This window comes from Rossellomorea sp. DUT-2 (assembly GCF_052665285.1).
Window position 1 is genome coordinate 12,229 of the sequence record NZ_JBQPEO010000003.1, and the last position, 24,407, is coordinate 36,635.

At 43.6% G+C, this 24,407-nt stretch carries 19 protein-coding genes; 17 read left to right on the plus strand and 2 right to left on the minus strand.

The window, feature by feature from the left end:
- Positions 1-26 precede the first annotated feature (26 nt).
- The 3 genes from purN (at position 27) to purD (ending at position 3,826) form a co-directional block, all read left to right on the plus strand.
- Positions 27-602, plus strand: a complete 576-nt coding sequence (gene purN / locus ACOSV2_RS10900; RefSeq protein WP_113968768.1) for a phosphoribosylglycinamide formyltransferase — start codon at positions 27-29, stop codon at positions 600-602.
- Between the two features lie 167 nt (positions 603-769).
- Positions 770-2,305: a bifunctional phosphoribosylaminoimidazolecarboxamide formyltransferase/IMP cyclohydrolase gene (gene purH / locus ACOSV2_RS10905; RefSeq protein ID WP_428975113.1), complete on the plus strand. Its 1,536-nt coding sequence runs from the start codon at positions 770-772 to the stop codon at positions 2,303-2,305.
- Positions 2,306-2,551: 246 nt separating this feature from the next.
- Complete coding sequence (gene purD / locus ACOSV2_RS10910) at positions 2,552-3,826, plus strand: phosphoribosylamine--glycine ligase (protein ID WP_428975114.1); 1,275 nt, start codon at positions 2,552-2,554, stop codon at positions 3,824-3,826.
- Here purD and ACOSV2_RS10915 read toward each other — a convergent pair.
- On the minus strand, positions 3,804-3,917 hold the full coding sequence (locus tag ACOSV2_RS10915; RefSeq protein ID WP_324746437.1) for an EYxxD motif small membrane protein: 114 nt from the start codon (positions 3,915-3,917) through the stop codon (positions 3,804-3,806). The genes purD and ACOSV2_RS10915 overlap by 23 nt on opposite strands.
- Before the next feature lie 169 nt (positions 3,918-4,086).
- Positions 4,087-4,530 carry a YgaP family membrane protein gene (locus tag ACOSV2_RS10920; RefSeq protein WP_428975115.1) on the minus strand — a complete coding sequence of 148 codons (444 nt, stop codon included), beginning with the start codon at positions 4,528-4,530 and terminating at the stop codon, positions 4,087-4,089.
- 125 nt (positions 4,531-4,655) lie between these two features.
- On the opposite strand from ACOSV2_RS10920, the gene ACOSV2_RS10925 reads away from it, so the two are divergent.
- The 14 genes from ACOSV2_RS10925 (at position 4,656) to ACOSV2_RS10990 (ending at position 24,337) form a co-directional block, all read left to right on the plus strand.
- A complete protein-coding gene (locus tag ACOSV2_RS10925) occupies positions 4,656-6,395 on the plus strand; it encodes an adenine deaminase C-terminal domain-containing protein (RefSeq protein ID WP_428975116.1) in 1,740 nt (579 codons plus the stop codon).
- A gap of 52 nt (positions 6,396-6,447) precedes the next feature.
- Positions 6,448-7,476: a DUF3048 domain-containing protein gene (locus ACOSV2_RS10930; RefSeq protein WP_428975117.1), complete on the plus strand. Its 1,029-nt coding sequence runs from the start codon at positions 6,448-6,450 to the stop codon at positions 7,474-7,476.
- Between the two features lie 21 nt (positions 7,477-7,497).
- Positions 7,498-7,797: a YerC/YecD family TrpR-related protein gene (locus ACOSV2_RS10935; protein ID WP_113968493.1), complete on the plus strand. Its 300-nt coding sequence runs from the start codon at positions 7,498-7,500 to the stop codon at positions 7,795-7,797.
- A 168-nt stretch (positions 7,798-7,965) separates the two neighbouring features.
- Entirely contained in the window at positions 7,966-8,652 is a 687-nt protein-coding gene (locus ACOSV2_RS10940) for a heptaprenylglyceryl phosphate synthase (protein WP_397553143.1), read from the plus strand.
- Between the two features lie 84 nt (positions 8,653-8,736).
- Complete coding sequence (gene pcrA, locus ACOSV2_RS10945; protein WP_428975118.1) at positions 8,737-10,962, plus strand: DNA helicase PcrA; 2,226 nt, start codon at positions 8,737-8,739, stop codon at positions 10,960-10,962.
- 79 nt (positions 10,963-11,041) lie between these two features.
- On the plus strand, positions 11,042-13,048 hold the full coding sequence (gene ligA / locus ACOSV2_RS10950; protein WP_428975871.1) for an NAD-dependent DNA ligase LigA: 2,007 nt from the start codon (positions 11,042-11,044) through the stop codon (positions 13,046-13,048).
- A gap of 15 nt (positions 13,049-13,063) precedes the next feature.
- Positions 13,064-14,215, plus strand: a complete 1,152-nt coding sequence (locus ACOSV2_RS10955; RefSeq protein ID WP_428975119.1) for a CamS family sex pheromone protein — start codon at positions 13,064-13,066, stop codon at positions 14,213-14,215.
- Between the two features lie 875 nt (positions 14,216-15,090).
- Positions 15,091-16,599 (plus strand): sodium/proline symporter PutP, encoded by a 1,509-nt coding sequence (gene putP / locus ACOSV2_RS10960; RefSeq protein WP_428975120.1) that lies wholly within the window; start codon positions 15,091-15,093, stop codon positions 16,597-16,599.
- A gap of 263 nt (positions 16,600-16,862) precedes the next feature.
- Positions 16,863-18,455, plus strand: a complete 1,593-nt coding sequence (gene aceB, locus ACOSV2_RS10965; RefSeq protein ID WP_428975121.1) for a malate synthase A — start codon at positions 16,863-16,865, stop codon at positions 18,453-18,455.
- A 172-nt stretch (positions 18,456-18,627) separates the two neighbouring features.
- Complete coding sequence (gene aceA, locus ACOSV2_RS10970; RefSeq protein ID WP_428975122.1) at positions 18,628-19,908, plus strand: isocitrate lyase; 1,281 nt, start codon at positions 18,628-18,630, stop codon at positions 19,906-19,908.
- Positions 19,909-20,129: 221 nt separating this feature from the next.
- The gene (gene argC / locus ACOSV2_RS10975) at positions 20,130-21,164 is read left to right on the plus strand and encodes an N-acetyl-gamma-glutamyl-phosphate reductase (protein ID WP_428975123.1); all 1,035 of its coding nucleotides are present in this window, start codon (positions 20,130-20,132) and stop codon (positions 21,162-21,164) included.
- 14 nt (positions 21,165-21,178) lie between these two features.
- The gene (gene argJ / locus ACOSV2_RS10980) at positions 21,179-22,408 is read left to right on the plus strand and encodes a bifunctional ornithine acetyltransferase/N-acetylglutamate synthase (RefSeq protein WP_428975124.1); all 1,230 of its coding nucleotides are present in this window, start codon (positions 21,179-21,181) and stop codon (positions 22,406-22,408) included.
- Positions 22,371-23,180 carry an acetylglutamate kinase gene (gene argB, locus ACOSV2_RS10985; protein ID WP_428975125.1) on the plus strand — a complete coding sequence of 270 codons (810 nt, stop codon included), beginning with the start codon at positions 22,371-22,373 and terminating at the stop codon, positions 23,178-23,180. The genes argJ and argB overlap by 38 nt, the downstream gene beginning before the upstream one ends.
- Complete coding sequence (locus tag ACOSV2_RS10990; RefSeq protein ID WP_428975126.1) at positions 23,177-24,337, plus strand: acetylornithine transaminase; 1,161 nt, start codon at positions 23,177-23,179, stop codon at positions 24,335-24,337. The genes argB and ACOSV2_RS10990 overlap by 4 nt, the downstream gene beginning before the upstream one ends.
- Positions 24,338-24,407: the final 70 nt, after the last annotated feature.

A 24,407-nucleotide genomic window follows, 5' to 3' on the forward strand; every position in this document is an offset into this window, starting at 1 on the left:
GAGCAAGTCAATAACGGGGGCGAGTCATGAGACAGATTGCCATTTTTGCATCAGGAAGCGGAAGTAATTTTCAAGCATTGGTAGATGCTGTTCAAAGTGGAACACTGAAAGCGAATATCAGACTTCTTGTATGTGACCAACCGGGAGCGTTCGTGATTCACCGCGCCCAATCAGCAGGGATCCCTACTTTCGTTTTTCGGGCTAAAGATTATGAAAGCAAGCAGGCATTTGAACAGGAAATCCTAAATGAGCTGGCTCATTTGGGTGTTGATTTTATTGTATTAGCAGGGTATATGAGATTGATTGGTCCTACTTTACTGGAAAGCTTCGGAGGACGGATCGTGAATATCCACCCTTCTCTTCTCCCATCATTTCCGGGAAAAGATGCCATCGGGCAAGCCATCGATGGTGGAGTGAAGATCACCGGCGTCACCATCCACTATGTAGACGCCGGAATGGATACAGGCGAAATCATCGCACAGGAAATCGTCCGGGTCACAACAGGCGAAACCAAACAATCACTCCAGGACAAAATCCAACACGTCGAACACCACCTGTATCCAACCACCCTCAACCACCTCTTTCTTACCACAGGCTACTAACGAAGTAGAGTGGAAAGAGAATACTTTATCGTGGTAGTGTGGTAAAGTAGTGAGGGACGGACCTTGGGTTTGGATTCGAATTTTAAGTAAAACCCTCGAATCCATCTCAAATTCAACCAAATAATGAAATAAAATCAGCAATACAGCAGGCAGAGGAGGATCAGACATTGAAAAAGAGAGCATTAATCAGTGTTTCAGATAAGAGCGGAGTAATCGAATTTGCTAAAGAATTAAAGTCACTTGGGTACGAAATCATTTCGACAGGTGGAACGAAGAAGCTCCTTCTGGAAAGTGACGTTGAAGTGATGGGAGTAGAAGAAGTGACAGGTTTCCCGGAAATATTAGAGGGACGCGTTAAAACACTTCACCCCAATATCCACGGTGGACTCCTCGCAAAACGTGGTGAAGAAAGCCATCGCCAGCAACTTCAGGAACAAGGAATCGAAGGAATCGATCTGGTATGTGTCAACCTTTATCCGTTTCAACAAACCATAGCTAAGCCGAATGTCGGTGTAGAAGAAGCGATTGAGAATATCGATATCGGCGGTCCAACGATGCTGAGAGCGGCAGCGAAAAATCATCAATATGTAACGGTGGTAGTCGATGCGCTAGACTATGATGAAGTCATTGCGGAGTTGAAGGTTCAAGGGGAATTATCATTAGAAAAACGCCGTAAGCTGGCGGCTAAAGTGTTCCGTCATACAGCTGCTTACGATGCGTTCATTGCTGAGTACATGACAGACATTTCAGGTGAAGAAAACCCAGAGCGTTTTACAAGAACGTACGAGTTAAAACAAACACTGCGCTACGGAGAAAATCCTCATCAGCAGGCTTCTTTCTACCGTGCGCCACTTGGCTCTGAATTCTCTGTAGCCATGGCAAGACAGCTTCATGGAAAAGAGCTTTCCTATAATAATATCAATGATGCGAATGCTGCACTTCAAATCGTGAAAGAGTTTACGGAACCGGCCGCTGTTGCAGTGAAGCATATGAACCCGTGTGGAGTCGGAGTTTCCTCGACAATCAATGAAGCCTTCTCGAAAGCGTATGAAGCGGATTCTACATCCATCTTTGGGGGAATTGTCGCTCTGAACCGCATCGTGGATGAAGAAACAGCCAAGCAGCTTCATGAAATTTTCCTGGAGATCGTCATCGCTCCTGCTTTTAGCGATGAAGCATTTGAGATTCTTTCAAGCAAGAAGAATATCCGCTTATTGACGGTTCCCTTTGAATCCACAAACAACATCGAGCGCAAATTAACGACGGTTGAAGGTGGATTGCTGGTTCAGGCGGATGACACATTCACCCTAGATGATGCTGATCTGAGAGTGGTAACAAAACGTCAGCCAACAGAAGAAGAGTGGGCAAGCATGAAATTAGGTTGGAAAGTTGTGAAGCACGTGAAATCCAACGCAATCGTTGTAACGAATGCTCATATGACGGTGGGAGTAGGGGCAGGACAAATGAACCGAGTAGGTGCTGCAAACATAGCCCTAGGGCAAGCAGGGGAAAAGGCCAAAGGGGCAGCGATGGCATCTGACGCATTCTTCCCAATGGACGACACCGTAGAAGCAGCTGCCAATGCAGGCGTAACAGCCATCATCCAGCCAGGAGGCTCCATCAGGGACGAAGACTCCATCAAAAAAGCCGACCAACACGGCATCACCATGGTCTTTACAGGAATCCGCCACTTCAAACATTAATATGAGGGACGGACCTCCAATCATAGAAAGAAGTTTTTTGAAATTACCGTATAAACCATATGGGGGAGCGACTTGTTGGGAACTGGGTGATTAGTCAGAGTGTGGACTGAGGGACGGACCTCAGCCAAGCTCATACCCACTTCCATATCCTCTAACCCCGCCTAACCATAGATCCATTCCACATACAACCTCTCCTCATCTTCAACTCAGGTAGGAGAGGTTTTCTTAAAAAGGGGGCTTTTCAAGATGAAAGTACTTGTTATCGGTCGCGGTGGTCGCGAGCATGCCATTTGTAAGAAGTTAGCGGGAAGTGAAAGTGTGACAGAAGTGTTCTGTGCACCGGGAAATGCAGGGATTGCAAGCGTTGCGACGAATCTTCCATACAGTGAATCCGATGTGAATGATCTCATTGCTTTTGCCAAGAAAGAGCATATCGCTTATACCTTTGTAGGTCCTGAAAACCCATTATTGGATGGTATCGTAAATCGCTTCCAGAAAGAGGGCCTGCACATATTTGGACCGACCAAAGAAGCGGCCATCATAGAAGGAAGCAAATCGTTCTCTAAAGAATTAATGAAAAAGTATAATATTCCAACAGCTAAATATGAAGTGTTCACAAGTATTGAGAAAGCAATCGAATATGTAAGAGAAGTAGGCGCTCCGATTGTCGTGAAGGCGGATGGATTGGCTGCAGGCAAGGGCGTCGTGGTTGCAGAAACAGAAGAAGAAGCAATCAGTGCATTAGAAGAAATGCTCCTTGATGAAAAGTTTGGTGATGCTTCTTCTAAAGTGGTAGTGGAAGAGTGTCTGTTTGGGGAAGAGTTTTCTTTGATGGCGTTTGTACATGGTGAGTCTGTTTATCCGATGGTGATTGCACAGGACCATAAGCGTGCTTTCGATGGAGATCAGGGACCGAATACAGGCGGAATGGGGGCGTATTCCCCGGTACCTCATATTTCGGATGATGTCGTGCAAGAATCGATTTCAACTGTTCTGTATCCGACGGCTCAAGCGATGGTAAAGGAGAATCGCTCGTTTACCGGCATTCTTTACGCAGGCCTGATGCTCACAAGTGAAGGTCCAAAGGTCATCGAGTTCAATGCGCGATTTGGCGATCCTGAAACCCAGGTCGTACTGCCACGTTTGACTTCTGACTTTGGCCTTGTTGTGAAGAACATGATTGAAGGGAAGCCTGTGCAATTAGAATGGTCTCAAGATGCTGTTCTTGGAGTTGTAATAGCGGCTGATGGCTATCCAGGTGATTATGCAAAAGGAATAGCCCTTCCGAATCTTGAAGAGTCAATGGATGAAGAGACCCTCATATACCATGCTGGAACCGAGCAGAATGCTGAAGCTGCCCTTGTTTCAAATGGTGGGAGAGTGTTACTTGTAGCTTCTTCTGCAGCTTCTGTGGAAAAAGCGCAGGCTAAAGTGTATAAAGAATTAGGTAAGGTGGATTGGAATGGGTTGTTCTACAGAAGAGATATCGGGAAGAAAGCTATCGAACACGTCTCTTCCTAGTTCTGCGAACATAAACAAAAGCAATGGCAATAATGCCGCCAATCAGGGAAAACAACACATAAGACATATCCGTTAAATATTCCCAAAACATAAATGAGCAACTCCTTTATTTATAAAAGTATTAAACATGAGTGCCAGGTCTAACCCATTTGAGGGACGGACCTCGGCACTCTTGCTTTTAGCTGAATATAAATCAGGTGAAAATGCCTTTAAATAGAGAAACGGAAGGGGGGTTCTGCCCCCTTACAATTCCAATATCCCTAAGAATTAAGGTCCGTCCCTGTGTCACCATTCAATGCTGCCTGGACTTCTTTGTTGGTGAGTTCTTCGGGATTGAAGTTGGATTCTTTTTTGGTATTGTCCAGGGGGTCTTGTTTGTGTTCGTTTGTTTGGTTGTGATCTTTGTGATCTGTTGATTTGTCGGATTTCAGCATGTCTTTAAAGTTCATCATATCCTTTGCTTTGAACCCGCCAAATCCACCGCTTTCGCCATTTCCCTCTGCGTTTTTTTCAAATAGGGCTGTAACAGGGCAGTAGCGAAGAATTCCTTCTCCTACTTTCATGGCTCCGATCACAGCCATCACGAGATAAGAGTCCCGCCAAGGACGTCTCGCAAGCTTTGATGTACTCCAGGCCAAAATTGTGAAACCAACGGTGATGCGGATAAGGGCATTGATAATCCCGATGTTTGATGATACTTTCATTTGTAAACTCCTCCTTAATAGAAAATTCACATAATTGTTGTAAACCGTTAATGCGTTAAATAGTAAAATATGTTAACATAAAATGAAACTTAAACTAATACCATTCCACTAGAGGAGTGTTCACATTGGAACAGCGCTACAGATGGAAGAACAAACAACTAAGAGAACATGTACAAGTACTGAACGGAGAAATATCTCCGAGCATTCTTCTAAAGAATGCAACGTACCTTCACTCGACTCTAAAGAAATGGGTGCAGGGACACATTTGGGTTTACCGTGATCGAATTGTTTATACAGGCGATCAGCTCCCGGATAACCTTGAGAAATGCGAAATAGTGGACTGTGACTCACAGTACCTCGTTCCCGGATATATCGAACCGCATGTACATCCGTTTCAGCTTTATAATCCCCAATCTTTTTCCAAGTATGCATCCCAAACCGGTACAACGACATTCGTGAATGATAACCTGATGATGTTTTTGCAATTGGAAAAAAAGAAAGCGTTTTCTTTATTGGGAGAGTTTAATAAAATGCCCGTCACGATGTATTGGTGGACAAGATTCGATTCTCAAACGGAGATGGAGAATGAAGAGGTAACCTTTTCAAATGGAGAAGTGAAGTCATGGCTGGAACATGACTCCGTGCTTCAGGGAGGAGAACTGACCGCATGGCCGAGATTGCTTCAGGGAGATGATCTGATTCTCCACTGGATGCAGGAAGCGAAAAGAATGGGCAAGATCGTTGAAGGACATCTGCCGGGAGCATCAGACAAAACCATAGCCAAGCTTCGCTTATTGGGGATTGATGGTGATCATGAAGCCATGACGGGTGAAGATGTCTATAAGCGGCTTATTCAAGGGCTGACCGTCACATTGCGCCACTCCTCCATCCGACCGGATTTGCCTGTCCTTTTAGACGGGTTAAAAGAAAAGGGCATCGATTCATATGATTCCCTACTGTTCACAACGGACGGATCGACACCGGGCTTTTATGAACAAGGTGTATTGGATTTCATGATAAAAATGGCGATTGATAAGGGCGTACCCCCAATCGAAGCATATAATATGGCTAGCTACAACGTCGCCAATTACTATCACATCACTCATTTGCATGGGATGATCGCTACAGGCAGAGTGGCAAATATTAACTTCCTTTCGTCAATTGATGACCCAACCCCGAAGTCCGTTCTCTCAAAAGGGGAGTGGGTACAGAGAGACGGAGAGCAAATAGAAGATTTTACAGAAATAAATTGGGAGACAAACGGATTTAAACCCTTATCCCTGAATTGGGAAGTGGACTATGATGACCTCCAGTTTTCCATGCCCTTTGGAATTGAAATGGTGAACGATGTTATCACCAAGCCTTATTCCATATCCATCAATCCATCTATGGAGGAGCTGGATCTTGATCATGATCAATCGTTCCTCATGCTTCTGGATCGAAAGGGGAAATGGAGAATCAGCACTATGATCAAAGGATTCTCAACGGGTGTCATGGGCTTTGCTTCTTCCTATTCAAATACGGGGGACATCATCTTAATTGGTAAGAACAAGTCAGATATGATTGCTGCCTTTAAACGAATGAAGGAAATCGGAGGCGGAATTGTTTTGACGGAGAAGGGTGAAGTCCTTCACGAAATACCACTTCCATTAAGCGGCCTGCTCTCTGATAAAGAGATGCCGGACCTTATCGAGGAAGAAAAAATACTTAAAGGCTTGTTAAAAGAAAGAGGATATCGCTTCTCGGATCCCATTTATACACTGCTATTCCTTCAGTCCACTCATCTACCTTATATACGGATGACACAAAAGGGAATCTATGATGTAATGAAGAAAACGGTACTCTTTCCAACGATAATGCGTTAAAATAGTAAAGTATAGGGAAAAGGATTTCTATAAAATAGGGGTGTCAAAAAACATGCTGAAAAGAGCTTTAATCATTGCTTTAAGCTCGTTTACACTTGTCGCATGTAGTTCAGATAAAGAGATAAAGAAAGAATCTGATAAAGAAGCTGCAACTCCGGTTGAGACAGGCGTAGAAACGGAAGAGAAAAACCAATCACCGTTAACAGGTGAGGTACAAGAGAAAGAATCCACGGCGCGAGCGGTTGCTGTCATGGTGAACAATCACCCGAAGGCGCGTCCCCAATCAGGCCTTTCAAAAGCAGATATTGTGTATGAAGTCCTGGCAGAAGGGGATGTCACTCGATTCCTGGCGATATATCAAAGTCAAAAGCCTGAAGAAATCGGTCCTGTACGAAGTGCCAGAGATTACTATGTAGAGCTTGCCAATGGATATGATAGTCTATATGTTGCCCATGGATATAGTCCGGAAGCACAGGAAATGCTGACTAGCGGCTTCATTGACAATTTAAACGGCATGAAATATGATGGAACGCTGTTCAAGCGTGCAAGCTTCCGTAAGGCTCCTCATAATTCCTATATCTCCTTTGAGCATATCGAAGAGGGAGCGGAGCAGAACGACTTTGATATGGAACGTCCACCGGAAGCATTAAACTTTAGTGATAAAGGTCCGGTAAGCGGAGAAGGATCTCAATCTGTCATGATATCATATAACAATAATCCGCTGTATAACGTAGTGTATGATTTCAACGAAGAAGAGGGCAAATACGAGCGTTACTCAAATGGTGAACAAACCATTGATTACGATTCCAAAGACCCTGTTTTAGTAGAAAATCTCTTTATAGTGGAAGCGTCTCATAAAATAGTCGACGATGCTGGCAGACGAAACATTGATTTTGACTCTGGCGGGCATGCGTACTTGATTCAAGAAGGAAAGCTCCGGGAAGTTCAGTGGAAGAATGTAGATGGCAGAATCTTACCTTTCGAAAATAATAAACCTGTCAGTTTGCGAAAAGGATCTACGTGGATCAACATCATTCCAAGTTCTTCAGGCTTGGCGGGGTCGGTATCATATCAAGAATAGATGGAAAAAGGAGTCTTTTTAATGCAAATAAATAAACTAAGAGGCAAGGAGCTGGATCAGTTATTCAATGCTGTTCTATCTCTACAAGATCTTGAAGAGTGTTATCGTTTCTTCGATGATCTTTGCACAATCAATGAAATTCAATCTCTTGCTCAGCGCCTTGAAGTAGCTCGTATGCTGCAGGATGGGAAAACCTATCATAAGATTGAAACCGAAACAGGTGCAAGCACCGCCACCATTTCCCGTGTGAAGCGTTGCTTAAACTACGGAAATGATGCCTACGAGCTGGTATTGGACCGTGTGCATCAGGAAGAAAAATAATAGAAGGGACCGCTGTCGTCATGATGAGCGGTCTTTGTTTTTTTTGTGGGGTTTTCATCGGCCTTCCTCCCTCGACTCATACAAAGTTTAACAATAGACGAGGTGATGCGGCTCCTTCCCACAAATGATATAATACGTGAGATGGATGTATGAATGGAGGAACAAAGCATGTATGATGTCCAAAAGTGGAGCCATGTATTTAAACTAGATCCGAATAAGACAATCGATGATGGAGATTTAGAATCTGTATGTGAATCGGGGACAGACGCCATTATTGTAGGGGGAACGGACGGTGTAACCCTTGAAAAGGTTCTTGATTTGATGGCACGAGTGAGACGATATACTGTTCCTTGTATTCTGGAGGTATCTAATTTGGAGTCGATCACTCCGGGCTTCGATTTATATTTCATTCCGATGGTGATGAACAGTTCGAACATGAACTGGGTGACAGGATTGCATCACCAGGCTGTAAAGGAATATGGGGAAATCATGAATTGGGATGAAATCCTTGTAGAAGGATATTGTATATTAAACAAAGACTGTAAGGCGGCACAGGTTACGGAGGCCGATACAGATATTTCAAGTGAAGACGCGGCAGCATATGCCATGATGGCAGAAAGAATGTTCAACCTGCCAATCTTTTACCTGGAGTACAGTGGTACATATGGGGATGTTGAAACGGTGAAAGAGGTAAGAGATTCACTGGAAAACACAACATTATTCTACGGTGGCGGCATTAGAACCGTCCAGCAGGCGAAGGAAATGGCTGCAGTATCAGATGTTGTCGTAGTAGGAAATGCTGTCTATGACAATTTGAAAGAAGCGTTAAAGACGGTAAAAGCAGTTAAAGGATAAGGATTGAACTGGAGGTCCGTCCCTAAATAGGATATAATAGAAATACAAATATAGAACGTACGTTCGTTATGGTGGTGTGAGAGTATGCAATTTTTGACTGATCGATTGTTGAATGGAATGAATCCGGAGCAGGCAGAAGCTGTGAAGGCGACAGAAGGGCCGTTACTGATCATGGCAGGGGCAGGCTCCGGTAAGACAAGAGTATTGACGCATCGAATTGCGTATCTGATGGTGGAAAAAGGAGTCAATCCTTATAATATTTTAGCGATTACCTTTACAAATAAAGCAGCAAGAGAGATGAAGGATCGTATTGAAAACATTCTGGGCGGGGCTTCCGATAACATTTGGATCTCAACCTTCCATAGTATGTGTGTGAGAATCCTTCGCCGTGATATTGATCGCATCGGGATGAACCGTAATTTTACGATCCTTGATTCTACCGATCAGCAGTCGGTGATCAAAGCGATTTTAAAAGAAAAGAATATTGATCCGAAAAAATTTGATCCCCGTTCGCTTTTGGGATCCATCAGCTCTGCGAAGAATGAGCTGACGACTCCCGAAGAATTATCCAAACAGGTAGGGGGATATTACGATCAAGTTGTCTCTGATGTGTACACAGAATATCAGAAGCGTTTACGTAAGAATCAGGCGTTGGATTTTGATGATCTCATCATGACGACGATTCAACTGTTTCAGCGTGTACCGGAAGTCCTGGAGTTCTATCAAAGGAAGTTCCAATACATTCATGTCGATGAGTATCAGGATACGAACAGAGCTCAATATATGCTCGTGAAACTGCTGGCTTCCCGCTTTCAGAACTTGTGTGTAGTCGGGGATTCCGATCAATCGATTTATCGCTGGCGTGGTGCGGACATTGCCAATATCCTTTCCTTTGAAAAGGATTATCCAAGAGCAACCGTTATTTTCCTTGAACAAAACTATCGTTCAACGAAGAGAATCCTGCAGGCGGCGAATGAAGTCATCCAAAAGAACTCCAATCGTAAACCAAAGAATCTATGGACGGAAAATCATGACGGTGAAAAGATCTCGTATTTCAGAGCGGATACCGAGCAGACCGAAGCTCAATTTGTGACAGGTAAAATCAAGGAAATGACGGAAAGCGGTAAGAAGAAATATTCCGATTTCGCCATCCTTTATCGAACAAACGCCCAGTCCCGTGTGATGGAGGAAGTTCTTTTAAAATCAAATATTGAATACTCCATCGTCGGCGGCATCAAGTTCTATGACCGTAAAGAGATTAAGGACATTTTGGCTTACCTGAGACTCATCTCTAATCCGGATGATGACATCAGTCTTATGCGTGTCATCAACGTTCCGAAGCGGGGCGTAGGAGCAACCTCAATAGATAAAATTGCCCGTTATGCACAGGATCACGATATTTCCATGTTCAGTGCCTTGGAAGAAGCGGATTTTATCGGCCTAAGTCCGAAAATCACGAAAGCCGTCATCGAATTCAAGGAAATGGTGAAAGGTTATACAGGCATGCAGGAATATCTGTCTGTAACAGAACTTGTAGAAGAAATACTGGAGAAATCCGGTTATATCGATATGTTAAAAGCAGAAAAGTCGATCGAGTCCCAAAGCCGCTTGGAGAACTTGGACGAGTTCCTGTCTGTAACGAAAAGCTTCGAACAGTCCAACGATGACAAGAGTCTTGTCGCATTTTTAACGGATCTGGCATTAGTGGCGGATATCGATAAGCTTGATGAAGATGATCAGCCAAAAGACTCGGTTATTCTGATGACTCTTCATGCTGCAAAAGGTCTGGAGTTCCCTATCGTATTCCTGATGGGAATGGAGGAAGGGGTTTTCCCACACAGTCGTTCCCTCATGGAAGAAGATGAGATGGAAGAAGAGCGCCGCCTGGCTTATGTAGGGATCACCCGTGCAGAAGAACAGCTCTATTTAACAAATGCACAAATGAGAACACTCTACGGACAGACAAAGATGAACCCTGTGTCCCGGTTCATTCAGGAAATTCCAGCTGAACTGTTGGATGACGTGATGGCAGAGAAGAAGAGTGCCTTCACACCTTTCGGGAAATCAGCGGCGAAAGCACCAACGCGTCCTGCCCCGCGTAAGCCCGTTTCACGCCCGGTTCAAACGACTACCGGTGGAGAATCAGTTGCCTGGCAAGTAGGGGACAAAGCCCAGCATAAGAAATGGGGTACAGGGACGGTTGTCAGTGTGAAAGGGTCGGGAGACAGTGTAGAGCTTGATATCGCGTTCCCGAGTCCAATGGGAATCAAGCGTCTTCTTGCCAAATTCGCACCTATAGAAAAAGCGTAACAATCTAAAGTCGGGAGGGAAGTCCACTCCCGGCTTAACTCAATCATTCTGAACACTTTAGCAGGAAAGGGTTGTGGAAATGGATCGACAATCAGCCGAAAACCGTATAAATGAACTACATGAATTATTAAATCAGTATAACTATGAATATCATGTTCTTGATAAACCATCTGTTTCCGATTCTGAGTATGATCAGCTACTGAGAGAACTCATCGACTTGGAAGATCTATTTCCTGATTTGAAAACATCCGATTCACCTTCTCAGCGTGTCGGTGGAGCGATATTGGATGCCTTTGAAAAAGTCGAACATCGAACGCCGATGCTCAGCTTGGGGAATGCTTTCAATGAAGAGGATTTGCGTGACTTTGATCGTCGTGTCCGTCAAGCCGTTGGAGATGACTTTTCTTATGTATGTGAGCTGAAAATCGATGGGTTGGCTGTTTCCCTTCGTTATGAAGATGGTGTCTTTGCTCAAGGGGCGACAAGGGGAGACGGATCGATAGGAGAAGATATTACATCAAACCTTAAGACCATCCGTTCCATTCCCTTGAAGATTTCTGAAAAGATTTCCTTTGAAGTTCGTGGGGAAGCCTTTATGCCTAAAGGTTCCTTTGAAGCGTTAAATAAAATCAAAGATGAAAAAGGGGAAGAGCCTTTTGCCAACCCCCGCAATGCAGCTGCAGGTTCCCTCCGTCAGCTCGATCCTAAAATCGCAGCATCACGAAATCTCGATCTCTTCTTATATGCATTAGCGGATATTGGAGATACGGGGATTGACTCTCACGGTGAAGGGTTAGATAAATTAGACAGCCTCGGATTTAAAACGAATCCTGAACGGAAGCAGTGTGCGACAATTGAAGAAGTCATTGAATTTGTCGGCAAATGGACCGATCAACGTCCGAATCTGTCGTATGACATTGACGGGATCGTGATTAAAGTCAATTCACTGGAGCAGCAGGAGCAGCTCGGAACGACAGCGAAAAGTCCACGTTGGGCAATTGCTTTCAAGTTCCCTGCTGAAGAAGTAGTAACCGTTCTAAAAGAGATTGAACTGAGTGTTGGTCGTACCGGCGTGGTGACACCAACGGCGATACTTGCGCCTGTACGTGTCGCTGGTACAACCGTTCAACGTGCGTCCCTTCATAATGAAGATCTTATTAGAGAAAAAGATATTAAAATCGGCGATCATGTCGTCATTAAAAAAGCCGGTGACATCATCCCTGAAGTGGTCAACGTTTTAGAAGACAAGAGGACGGGTGACGAACAGGAATTTCATATGCCTACTCATTGTCCTGAATGCGAAAGTGAGCTGGTTCGACTGGAAGGGGAAGTAGCCCTTCGCTGTATCAACCCTAAATGTCCAGCACAGATCCGGGAAGGTCTGATTCATTTTGTATCCCGAAATGCCATGAACATCGATGGTCTGGGAGAAAAGGTGATCAGTCAGTTATTCAGGGAGAAATTGATTGAAGATGTGGCAGACTTATACCGATTAGAACGTGATCAACTTCTTCAACTGGAGCGCATGGGTGAAAAATCCGCGGATAACTTATTGGATGCCATTCAAACCTCAAAAGCCAATTCTCTGGAGAAATTGCTCTTTGGACTTGGAATCCGTCATGTTGGAGCAAAAGCGGCGAAAACATTGGTTCAAGAGTTCGGATCAATGGATAAGTTAATGAATCTGGGCAAAGAAGAGCTGACCAATGTAAACGAAATCGGCGATAAAATGGCTGATGCCATTGTGTCCTATTTTGAAAATGATGAAGTAAAAGAACTGATCCAGGAACTGAAGGATGCCGGTGTGAATCTTGAATACAAAGGACCGAAGCCGGTAGCTGCAAATGAAGTCGACTCTTATTTTGCAGGGAAAACCATTGTATTAACCGGGAAAATTGAGCGATTAAGCAGAAATGAAGCAAAAGAAAAGATAGAAATGCTCGGTGGAAAAGTCACTGGCAGTGTCAGTAAGAAAACCGATCTTGTCATCGCAGGGGAAGAAGCAGGATCAAAGCTTGCGAAAGCCAATGAATTGAACATCGAAGTATGGGATGAGGACAAGCTGATGGAAGAACTTAACCGATAAGAGGTGTAACGAGTAATGAAAAAAGGGATTTCGGTCGCTCTCTCCGCACTATTGTTACTAGGGGGCTGTGCTCCGACATTTGAAAAGCAGGATCAGGTCGTTCAGGAAAATCAAGATAGCGAAGCAAAAAAAGCGATCATTCCAAGCTTCCAGATATCCAAGGAATACTATAAGACGATGCTTCCATATGAAACGAGTAAAACCCGAGGAGTCGTCGTCAATGATTTAGGATCAAGATATGATATCAATGAAATCGAAACGGGCTTATTGAGAGTAGCCCAAAATCGTTTCTCAACGGATGAATATTTTTTCAAAGAGGGACAATTCCTTACAAAGAAAACAGTTGATAGCTGGCTTCAACGAAAGTATACAAGCGAACAGCTGAAAGAAAAAGGACTTCAAGAATCTGAGAATGTGGGGCTGAATCCTGTCCAGTCGGAAGGTGAGAACACACCGATCTACTTAGCCCATGTGATTGAACATAATTACTTGATGAAAAAAGAAGACAACAAGGTTCATCTGGGTGGAGTAGCCATCGCTCTATCATTGAATTCTGTTCAGTACGAAACCAATCTCTCATCTGGAACTAGAACAGTAAAAAACATTAGCAATGAAGTCTTAAAGGAACAAGGAGCGAGAATTGCCGACGAAGTCCTCAATCGTCTTCGTCAGAAAAAAGAACTTCAAAACGTTCCGATCATGATCTCACTTTATAAACAGGCTCCAAAAGAACAGGTCGTCCCTGGTCACTTCTTCGCCTACACAACCATTGAAGCAAACGAAAGCAGCATCCAAAACTGGGAAGGAATTAATGAAGAATTCTACTTATTCCCTTCTCCGGAAGCCCAGGACAATCATCCAAACGATTACAAAGTATTTAATGAGCTGAAAACGGATATCGAAAAATACTTTCCTGTTTACACGGGTCTGACGGGACAAGCGCTCTATCAGAACCAGAAACTGTCCAATATGAAATTTGAGGTAGCCCTGTCCTTCCAAGGAAAAGCAGAAACCATCGGATTTGCCCAGCATCTTTCCGACATGGTCAGCAAGAAGACGCCAGACACATGGGACGTGGAACTCCTCGTGTCATCATCCTATGGACCGGAAGCCCTGATCGTGAAAAAGCCTGGCAGTAAAGAAACGTATTTGCACATTTACGAATAGAAGAGAAGAAGGACTAATCTAATGGGTTAGTTCTTTTTTTTTTAGGATAGGACTGTAGAGATGTCCAAAAAATAAGTTGAATCCTGTAGAACGTTCGATAAAATTCACGATATTTTCAAAAAATGAAACCAAACGTCACGGATGTCCGTAATCCAAATATAGATTAAAAACAAAAAAACAAGGAAAGGGGAAGACTAATGGAAATTATCGCAATTGTTATAGCTGGAGGAGCTTTCTCGATCGTCATGATCCTTCTTGAACAAAACAAGAAATTAGAAAAAAGAGTGAAGGAATTAGAGAACAAAGTATAATCGGTAAAAAAGCTTGGGATATCTCAGGCTTTTTTGTTTGGCTTTTACAGAGGAATGATATAAACGGCATACCCGTTTCAAGAACCCATCCAGAAAATTTTCTATTCCCCCCTGTTCTCTTCATGTATATGAATGTATCATTTGTTGCAAAATAATGATGCTAACGTTAGTGAAAACCAGTAATTGAAACAGATTTGTGAACAAAAAGTAACTTAATTTTATAAATTTTTATGAATAGATATAGCTAAAAAAGCGCTTTCATAAAAATATATGCAATTTATATGAATAATTATTCATATAGGTAAATGTATTTAGAAAATTCTGTCTGTTAACGTTGTGAATGTATGTTAGTATTAATAACGTTGTGAACTTGTTACGGAACGTCGCTTCGCAGAATAAACTTTTTCAAACATTATTGAGTGAATAAGTTTACAACCCGTATGCATGGGGTAAAGAACTGTTGGATTTACAATTTGAGATGTCTTTTAGCATGGTTCGAAAGTTAGATTAAGCACCTAACGAAAAGCAATACAAATTTATTGAAAGGAGAATGCTAACTACACAATGGATATAGCTACTTTAGTCACCTTTATCGTATATTTAGTTGGAATGCTCGCAATCGGTATTATTTCTTACAAATTAACAAGTAATTTATCGGATTACGTTCTTGGAGGACGTAGTTTAGGACCGGGGGTAGCAGCATTAAGTGCTGGTGCTTCAGATATGAGTTCATGGTTATTACTGGGACTTCCTGGCCTTGCTTATGCAATTGGTTTAGGTTCGATCTGGTTAAGTATTGGGTTAGTAATTGGTGCTTATTTAAACTGGAGATTCGTCGCTTCAAGACTACGTGCTTACACGGAGGTTGCAAACGATTCTATTACGGTTCCGGACTTCTTTGAAAATCGTTTCAGAGATGGTTCCCGTCTCCTTCGTGTCATTTCAGCAGTTATCATTTTGGTATTCTTTACCTTCTACACATCTTCAGGTCTTGTAGGCGGAGCGTTATTATTTCAGGAAACGTTTGGGATGTCTTACAATCAATCACTTTGGATTGGTGCCACTGTAATCATTTCTTACACATTCCTTGGAGGATTCTTAGCAGTAAGTTGGACTGACTTCGTACAAGGTATTCTCATGTTCCTTGCGCTAATCATTACACCAATCGTTGCTATTACAGAGCTGGGTGGATGGAATGCTACAGTTGATGCTGTTCGTTCTGTTGACGCGGCAAATCTTGATACAATGAACACGATGACGGGTATTGGAGTCGTTTCACTCCTTGCTTGGGGACTTGGTTACTTCGGTCAGCCGCATATCATCACCCGCTTTATGGCACTTAAATCCACCAAAGATGTACCAAAGGCACGCTGGATTGGTATGAGCTGGATGACATTATCAATGATTGGTGCTGTACTGGTTGGTTTCTCCGGTATCGCCTATTTCGCTGATATGCCGTTGATCACAGGTGATGTTGATAATTCTGAGAAAGTATTTATCTTCTTCACAGATGTCTTATTTAATCCATGGGTATCCGGAATTCTGTTAGCAGCGATTCTATCTGCTATCATGAGTACAATCGATTCCCAATTACTCGTTTCATCCAGTGCGTTAGCGGAGGATTTCTATAAAGCGATCATCCGTAAGAACGCTTCTGACAACGAACTTGTATGGGTAGGTCGTGCCGGAGTGCTTCTCATCGCATTCATCGCGATCATGCTTGCTATTCAAGGGAACCCTGCGAATGGCGGAGGTACGAAGATTCTCGATCTGGTAAGTTACGCATGGGGTGGATTTGGTGCCGCATTCGGACCGATCGTCCTGTTGTCTCTATACTGGAAAGGTATGACACGAAACGGTGCATTGGCTGGTATGATCACTGGTGCTGTAACAGTCGTCGTTTGGAAACAGCTGACTGTAGCTGGAGTTATTCCATTCGAACTGTATGAAATTGTTCCAGGATTCTTCCTTGCTATGCTGGCAATCGTGATCTTCAGTAAGGTTGGACCACAACCAAGTGCTGAAATCCAAGCAGAATTCGACGAAGCTGTTGCCAAAGACATCGTAAAATAATTTCAATATCGATAAGAGGTCCGTCCCTCGTCACTTAACAGTGGCTGAGGGACGGACCTCTTTTTTGTTATGTTTTCTTTTTTACATTAGAAGGAAATTTGTGATACATGTCCTCCTTGATGGTGATGCGAAATTTGTCGAAAGAAAATTTTCAGAAAGTTGTTCCAAATTTAAATACTCTGTTATATAATACAAACATGATAAATAATCTGTATTATAACAATAAGGATTTGTTTAATACTGCTAAGGAGTGATGGTGTTCAATGTCTACTAAAATGGTTGGTATCAAGGTAACTGGTGAACTTCAGCCAGGCTTTGATGAAATTTTATCCCAAAAAGCACTGCAGTTTTTAGAACAACTGGAGCGCCGATTCGGAGCAAAGCGGAGAGAGCTGTTACACAACAGAGAGAAACAGCAGGAAAGGATCAATGGAGGAGAGCTTCCTCGCTTCTTACCTGAAACAGAATCGATTCGACAAAGTGAATGGAAAGTGAGTCCGATCCCTCAAGCTTTACAAGATAGAAGGGTGGAGATCACTGGACCTGTTGACCGTAAAATGGTTATCAACGCATTGAACTCTGGTGCAAAATGTTTTATGGCATGTTTTGAAGATGCCACTTCACCTACATGGACGAACCTCATAGAAGGACAAATCAACCTCAGAGATGTAGTACATCAAACAATAGACTTCACGAATCCGAATGGGAAGCGTTATGAATTAAAAGAAGAACACGCCGTATTAATTGTTCGGCCCAGAGGATTACATCTGGAAGAAAAACATATCGAACTGAATGGGGAATCAATATCAGCAAGCCTTGTCGACTTTGGATTATTCTTTTTTCATAATGCAACTCATTTAACCTCAACGAATAAAGGCCCTTATTTTTACTTACCTAAATTAGAAAGTCACCTGGAAGCGCGCTTTTGGAATGACGTGTTTATATTTGCCCAGGAATATATCGGGATTCCTCAAGGAACGATCAAAGCAACGGTCCTGATTGAAACCATCACAGCGGCATTTGAAATGGATGAAATCCTTTATGAATTAAAGGAGCATTCGGCAGGGTTGAACTGTGGAAGATGGGATTATATTTTCAGCTATATTAAAAAACTTAGGGAACAAAAAGATGTGATCCTGCCTGACCGTTCAACGGTGACGATGACTGCACCATTCATGAGATCGTATTCTTTGCTCACGATTAAGACTTGTCACAGGAGAGGTGCACCAGCAATTGGAGGAATGGCAGCTCAGATCCCTGTTAAAAACGATCCTGTTAAAAACGAAGAAGCGTTTAACAAGGTGAGAGCAGATAAAGAAAGAGAAGCGCGGGATGGTCATGATGGCACATGGGTAGCTCATCCTGGTCTCGTACCTGTTGCCATGGACGTTTTCAATCAGGAAATGAAACATGATAATCAAATTGCAGAGAAAACATTAGAAGATCTCAACGTGTCTGAGCAGGAGCTTCTTGAAGTTCCTCAAGGGACGATAACAGAAGAAGGTGTCCGCTTAAATATTAACGTCGGAATTCAGTATATATCTTCCTGGCTGAGCGGCCAAGGAGCAGCACCGATCCACAACTTAATGGAAGACGTGGCAACGGCTGAAATTTCCCGGGCTCAGCTATGGCAATGGATCCGTCATCCCAAAGGAGTTCTTGACGACGGCCGAAACATCACCATCGATCTCTACGAACGACTAAAGCAAGAAGAACTAACCAAACTCAAAAGCCAAATGGGAGAACAACTGTACAAAGAGCGCCGGTTCTCAGAAGCCGTCCAACTATTCGACCAACTCATCCAGAACGACCAATTCACAGACTTTCTCACCATCCCTGGCTACCGAATCCTTTAGAGGGACGGACCTGTAAAAAGCATCAACAAAGCGAAAAAGGTTGAATACACAAGTCTAAATACTTTAATGAATTACCGCTGCAGTGATTAGAGGGACGGACCTCACAAACTAACTGCATGTCGGTTAAATAGAAATTCAAAACCAATAAACAAACAAAAGGGAGAGATTATCAATGGTAAAAGCAAATAACGAACGTGTAAACGTACTGCAAGAGAATTGGGAAATGGATCAAAGATGGAAGGGGGTATCCCGACCTTATTCGGCTGAGGATGTTATTCGTTTAAGAGGATCAATTGATATTGAGCATACCCTTGCCCGACACGGATCTGAGAAGCTGTGGAATCTGCTTCACAAAGAAGATTATATCAATGCCCTTGGTGCCTTGACTGGAAATCAGGCTGTCCAACAAGTGAGAGCCGGTCTGAAAGCGATCTACTTAAGCGGGTGGCAGGTAGCGGCGGATGCGAACCTTGCCGGGCAGATGTATCCCGATCAAAGTTTGTATCCTGCGAACTCTGTACCATCCGTCGTAAAGAGAATCAATCAAGCCTTACAGCGTGCTGATCAGGTTCACTATGTTGAAGGTGATGAATCGATCGATTGGTTTGTCCCGATTGTAGCCGATGCAGAAGCAGGCTTTGGAGGACAGCTTAATGTATTCGAACTCATGAAGGGTATGATCGAAGCAGGGGCTTCAGCTGTCCACTTTGAGGATCAGCTTTCTTCTGAGAAGAAGTGCGGACACTTGGGAGGCAAAGTATTACTGCCTACTCAAACGTCCGTGAAGAATTTAATTTCAGCACGTCTGGCAGCGGATGTTATGGGAGTACCAACATTAATCGTAGCCCGTACAGATGCGAATGCCGCAGATTTAATCACGAGCGATGTGGACCCGTATGATGCGCAGTTCATTACAGGGGAACGTACTCCTGAAGGGTTCTTCCGTACAAGGGCAGGCCTTGATCAGGCGATTGCAAGAGGCTTGGCTTATGCTCCTTATGCAGATCTTGTGTGGTGTGAAACATCGGAACCGAGTCTTGAGGAAGCCCGCCAATTTGCTGAGGCGATTCATGCTGAGTATCCAGGGAAATTATTGGCGTATAACTGCTCACCATCCTTTAACTGGAAGAAGAAACTGGACGATGAAACGATCGCTAAGTTCCAAAAAGAGCTTGGGAAAATGGGCTATAAATTCCAGTTCGTAACGCTTGCAGGTTTCCATGCACTGAACCACAGCATGTTCGAGCTTGCGAGAGGATACAAAGAGCGTGGAATGGCTGCATATTCCCAGCTTCAAGAAGCGGAATTTGCCAGCGAGAAGCATGGCTATTCAGCTACGAGACATCAGCGTGAAGTAGGTACAGGCTACTTTGACGAAGTATCGATGGTGATATCAGGTGGAACATCCTCTACAACAGCCCTTAAAGGGTCGACAGAGGCTGCTCAATTCTAAAAAATCCAGTTGAATAAAAATATAATGAAGGTCCGTCCCTCGGGGGTTGCTAATCCCCGAGGGACGGACCTTTTTTAGGCGATCCGCAATCTAGTACTATCGAAGTGAATTTGTGGATAGTTAAACTTTATAGAAATTATTTATAAATATACTATTGATTTTATTAATATACATACATATAATTAGAGCTAATTTAAATTTAATCTGTGTGGTGAATAGTTATGAATGTTGGTATTGTTGGTAGTACGGGTTATGGTGGAGTGGAGTTGCATAGGTTGTTATCGAATCACCCGAATGTAGAGAATTGTATTTTGTATTCATCTTCTTTGGATGGTACACCTTATGCAGAGCAATATCCACACCTCTTTGATCTGTCACATGAAGTAGTGAATCCTATCAGAATCGAGGAAATGAGGCAGCTTGATTTCGTCTTTTTGGCAGTTCCTTCTGGTGTATCGAAGGAATTATCTCAGAAGCTCATCGGTGAAAAGGCGAAAGTGATCGATCTTTCAGGGGACTTGCGCTTGAAGAATCCTCAAGAGTACGAAGAGTGGTACAAAGGTGAATCAGCATCTACAGATATTTTACAGAAAGCAGTGTATGGTCTCACAGAATGCAATAGACAATCCATACAAGAGGCGGAACTGATCGCGAACCCAGGCTGCTTTCCGACAGCCACCCTTCTAGGATTGGCTCCGCTTTTCCATCATGAGCTAGTAGAACCCCATTCCATCATTATCGATGCTAAAACGGGATTATCGGGAGCGGGGAGAAAAGCGACTCAATCCAGTCACTTTTCAGAGACACAGGAAAATCTACGAATCTATAAGGTTCATCAACACCAGCACACCCCTGAAATTGAACAGCAATTGAAGGAGTGGAACAGCGAAGCGGGACCCATTACCTTTACGACTCACCTTATTCCCATGACCCGTGGGATTATGGCTACGATGTATACAGAATTAAAAAGCACATACACCACTGAGCAGTTGCACAACATCTACCAAGACTATTACGAGAAGCATGCCTTCATCAGGGTCCGTCCTGTGGGCCAGTTCCCAAGTACAAAAGAAGTGTTCGGCACCAATTTCTGCGATATCGCGATAAAAGCAGATCCACGGACGAATCGGGTGACGATTGTTTCTGTGATCGATAACTTGCTAAAAGGAGCCGCCGGCCAAGCGGTTCAAAACATGAATCTGATGCTCGGTTTAGACGAAACAATTGGACTCTATCACTTTCCAATTTATCCATAAGAGGAGGAGAATCAATGAAACTAGTAAAAGAAAAGGCTGTTCAACACATTCCTGGAGGAACGATTCTTTCACCTCTCGGGTACAAGGCAGGGGGTATGCACACAGGTCTTCGTTACGCAAAGAAAGACTTCGGGGTCATTTACAGTGAGAAGCCTGCACAAGTCGGAGCGGTTTATACGCAAAGTCACTTTCAAGCTGCTCCCCTAAAGGTCACACAGGAAAGCATCTTGAAATCTCACACTCTCCAGGCGGTTGTGGTGAACAGTGCGATCGCAAATGCCTGTACGGGTGAACAAGGATTAAAAGATGCTTATCAAACGAGGGAGTGGACGGCCAAACGATTTCAAATTCCGGAAGAGTACGTAGCCGTTGCTTCGACAGGAGTCATTGGTGAGTGGCTTCCTATGGAGAAGATTGAAAAGGGCTGCAACGAAATCGAGGTTGCTTCGACAGAGCAGAGTGCAGAGTCTTTTCAACAGGCCATCCTAACGACGGACCTTATCGAAAAGACTTCATGCTATAGCGTGAAAATAGATGGAGAAACAGTCACAATCGGAGGATGTGCGAAGGGATCTGGTATGATTCATCCGAATATGGCGACGATGCTTGGCTTCATTACAACGGATGCATCGATTTCATCCACCCTCCTGCAAAAAGCACTTAAGACAGCGATCGATCAATCCTTTAATCAAATCACTGTAGATGGCGAAACATCTACGAATGACATGGTCATTGCAATGGCAAACGGGATGGTAGAGCACGACACGTTACATGAAAGTCATCCTGATTGGCATCACTTTCAAGAGGGGTTCATTCACGTATGTCAAGATCTGGCCAAACAAATTGCCAGGGACGGTGAAGGAGCAACCAAGCTCGTAGAAGTGAACGTTAAAGGGGCTCACTCCAATCATGACGCCAATATTTTAGCCAAAAAAATCGTTGGTTCCAATTTGGTCAAAACGGCACTCTTTGGCGGGGATCCAAACTGGGGAAGAATCGTCGGTGCCATGGGACACAGTGAGGTGACGATCGATCCCCATCAATGTGACATTTATATTGGAGAAACTCTCGTGTTTTCAAATGGTACTCCCCAGCCATTCAATGAAGAGAGTGTAAGTCAGGATATGCAAGCGGAACATGTGATCATATCTGTCGGGTTGCATGGTGGAGATGGAAAAGGAAAAGCCTGGGGGTGCGATCTTACGTATGATTACGTCAAAATCAATGCAAGTTATCGAACATAAGCCAGTGATTGCAATCAAACTGGGAGGAAGTGTCCTATCTAAGCTCTCATCCCTTTTCTATGAAAGTATAAAAGATCTTCAGAAGCACTACCATGTAGTACTTGTTCACGGTGGTGGCCCTGAGATTACGGCGATGCTGAACAAGCTGGCCATCGAATCCACCTTCATCAATGGACAGCGAAAAACCACAAAGAAGGTTTTTGGAGTCGTTGAACAAGTGTTAAAGGGCAAGGTGAATAGCGAGTTAACCCATCAACTCAATCTGGCAGGGGTAAAAGCAATCGGATTAAGCGGGTACGATGCCCATTTGTTAAAGGCCAGCCTCCTGGATGAAGGATCTCTAGGTTATGTTGGCAAAATTGAAAAGGTAAACCTTACCTTATTAAACAATCTGCTTTCGCTGAACTACGTGCCTGTTATCGCTCCTCTTGCCACTACAAACAATGGGGAGAAGCTGAATGTGAATGCAGACCTGGCTGCATCAGCCATAGCAGAAGCCATGCAAGCAGAGAAGCTGGTCTTTGTCACAGACGTTCCCGGAATATTAAAAGAAGGGGAAATTGTTTCACGTGTAACAAAGGAAGAGATCCTTCATTATATAGAAACCGGAATCATCCACGGCGGAATGATCCCGAAGGTGCAGGCAGCCCTATCGGTTCTGCAGCTTAACATTAAAGAAGTCATGATCGTCGGGTGTCAGGACACGATCATTCAAGATGGAGAAATGCTGGGTACACGTATAACAGAAGGAGGAGGAGTCGGGGCGGTATGAGTCATTTATTTCCTACTTATAATCGGTTGGATATTGAATTGGTTTCAGGAAACGGCACGGTTGTTCAAGATCAAAACGGGCAATCCTATTTGGATTTCATTTCAGGTATAGCGGTTTGTAATTTAGGTCACTCTCCTTATGTTGTTAAAGAGGCTCTGGAAAAACAATTGGATAAACTTTGGCATGTATCCAACCTGTTTCCGATTACGCTGCAGGAAGATGCAGCTTCACTCCTTGCTTCCGCCAGCGGATTGGATTCAGTCTTCTTCTGTAATAGTGGAGCTGAAGCGAACGAAGCGGCGATTAAGTTAGCCAAAAAGCATACGGGGAAAACGAAGATCCTGACCTTCAAGCAATCGTTTCATGGCCGGACCTTTGCGACCATGAGTGCAACGGGGCAGGAGAAGGTTCATAGCGGATTCGGTCCATTGGTTCCAACCTTTGACTATCTTCCTTATAACGACGAACAGGCTCTTTCGGAAGTGGAAGGAAATGACGTTGCGGCCATCATGGTGGAAGTCATTCAAGGGGAAGGTGGGGTCAACCCTGGTACTCATTCCTTTTTACACGCAGTAGAAAGGTTGTGCAAGGAGATGGATGCTTTACTCATTATCGATGAAGTCCAAACAGGGATCGGGCGTACGGGAGCTCCATTTGCTTATCAGCATTATTCCCTGCAACCGGATATCGTTACGACGGCTAAAGGATTAGGAAGCGGTTTTCCTGTAGGTGCGATGATGGGTAAAAAAGATCTTGTTTCCTCCTTTTTGCCAGGAACTCACGGTTCGACATTCGGAGGCAATCCATTAGCGATGGCTGCAGCGAAAGCCACTCTTGAAACGATTGTTGATGAAGTGTTCTTGCAAGAAGTACAAAGGAAATCCAAGTACTTTATGCAGGAGCTGAAGAATAAACTACAGGAATGTCAGAGCGTAAAAGAGGTAAAAGGGATCGGCTTTATGATCGGCATCCAATTGGATATGGAAGTAAAAGAAATCATCGATGAGCTGCGGAACAATGGATTGTTGACGCTTCCGGCAGGTACTCATGTCATCCGACTATTACCACCTTTAACGGTCACCTATGAAGAGCTGGATCAGGCACTTCACATACTGGGAGAAACGCTAAAACAACATCAATCAGCCCGTGTCTACTAATCTATTTTTCTTTTAGAAATGAATGTATAAAAATACCTTAATATAAATAAATATTCAATTGTAGGAGGCG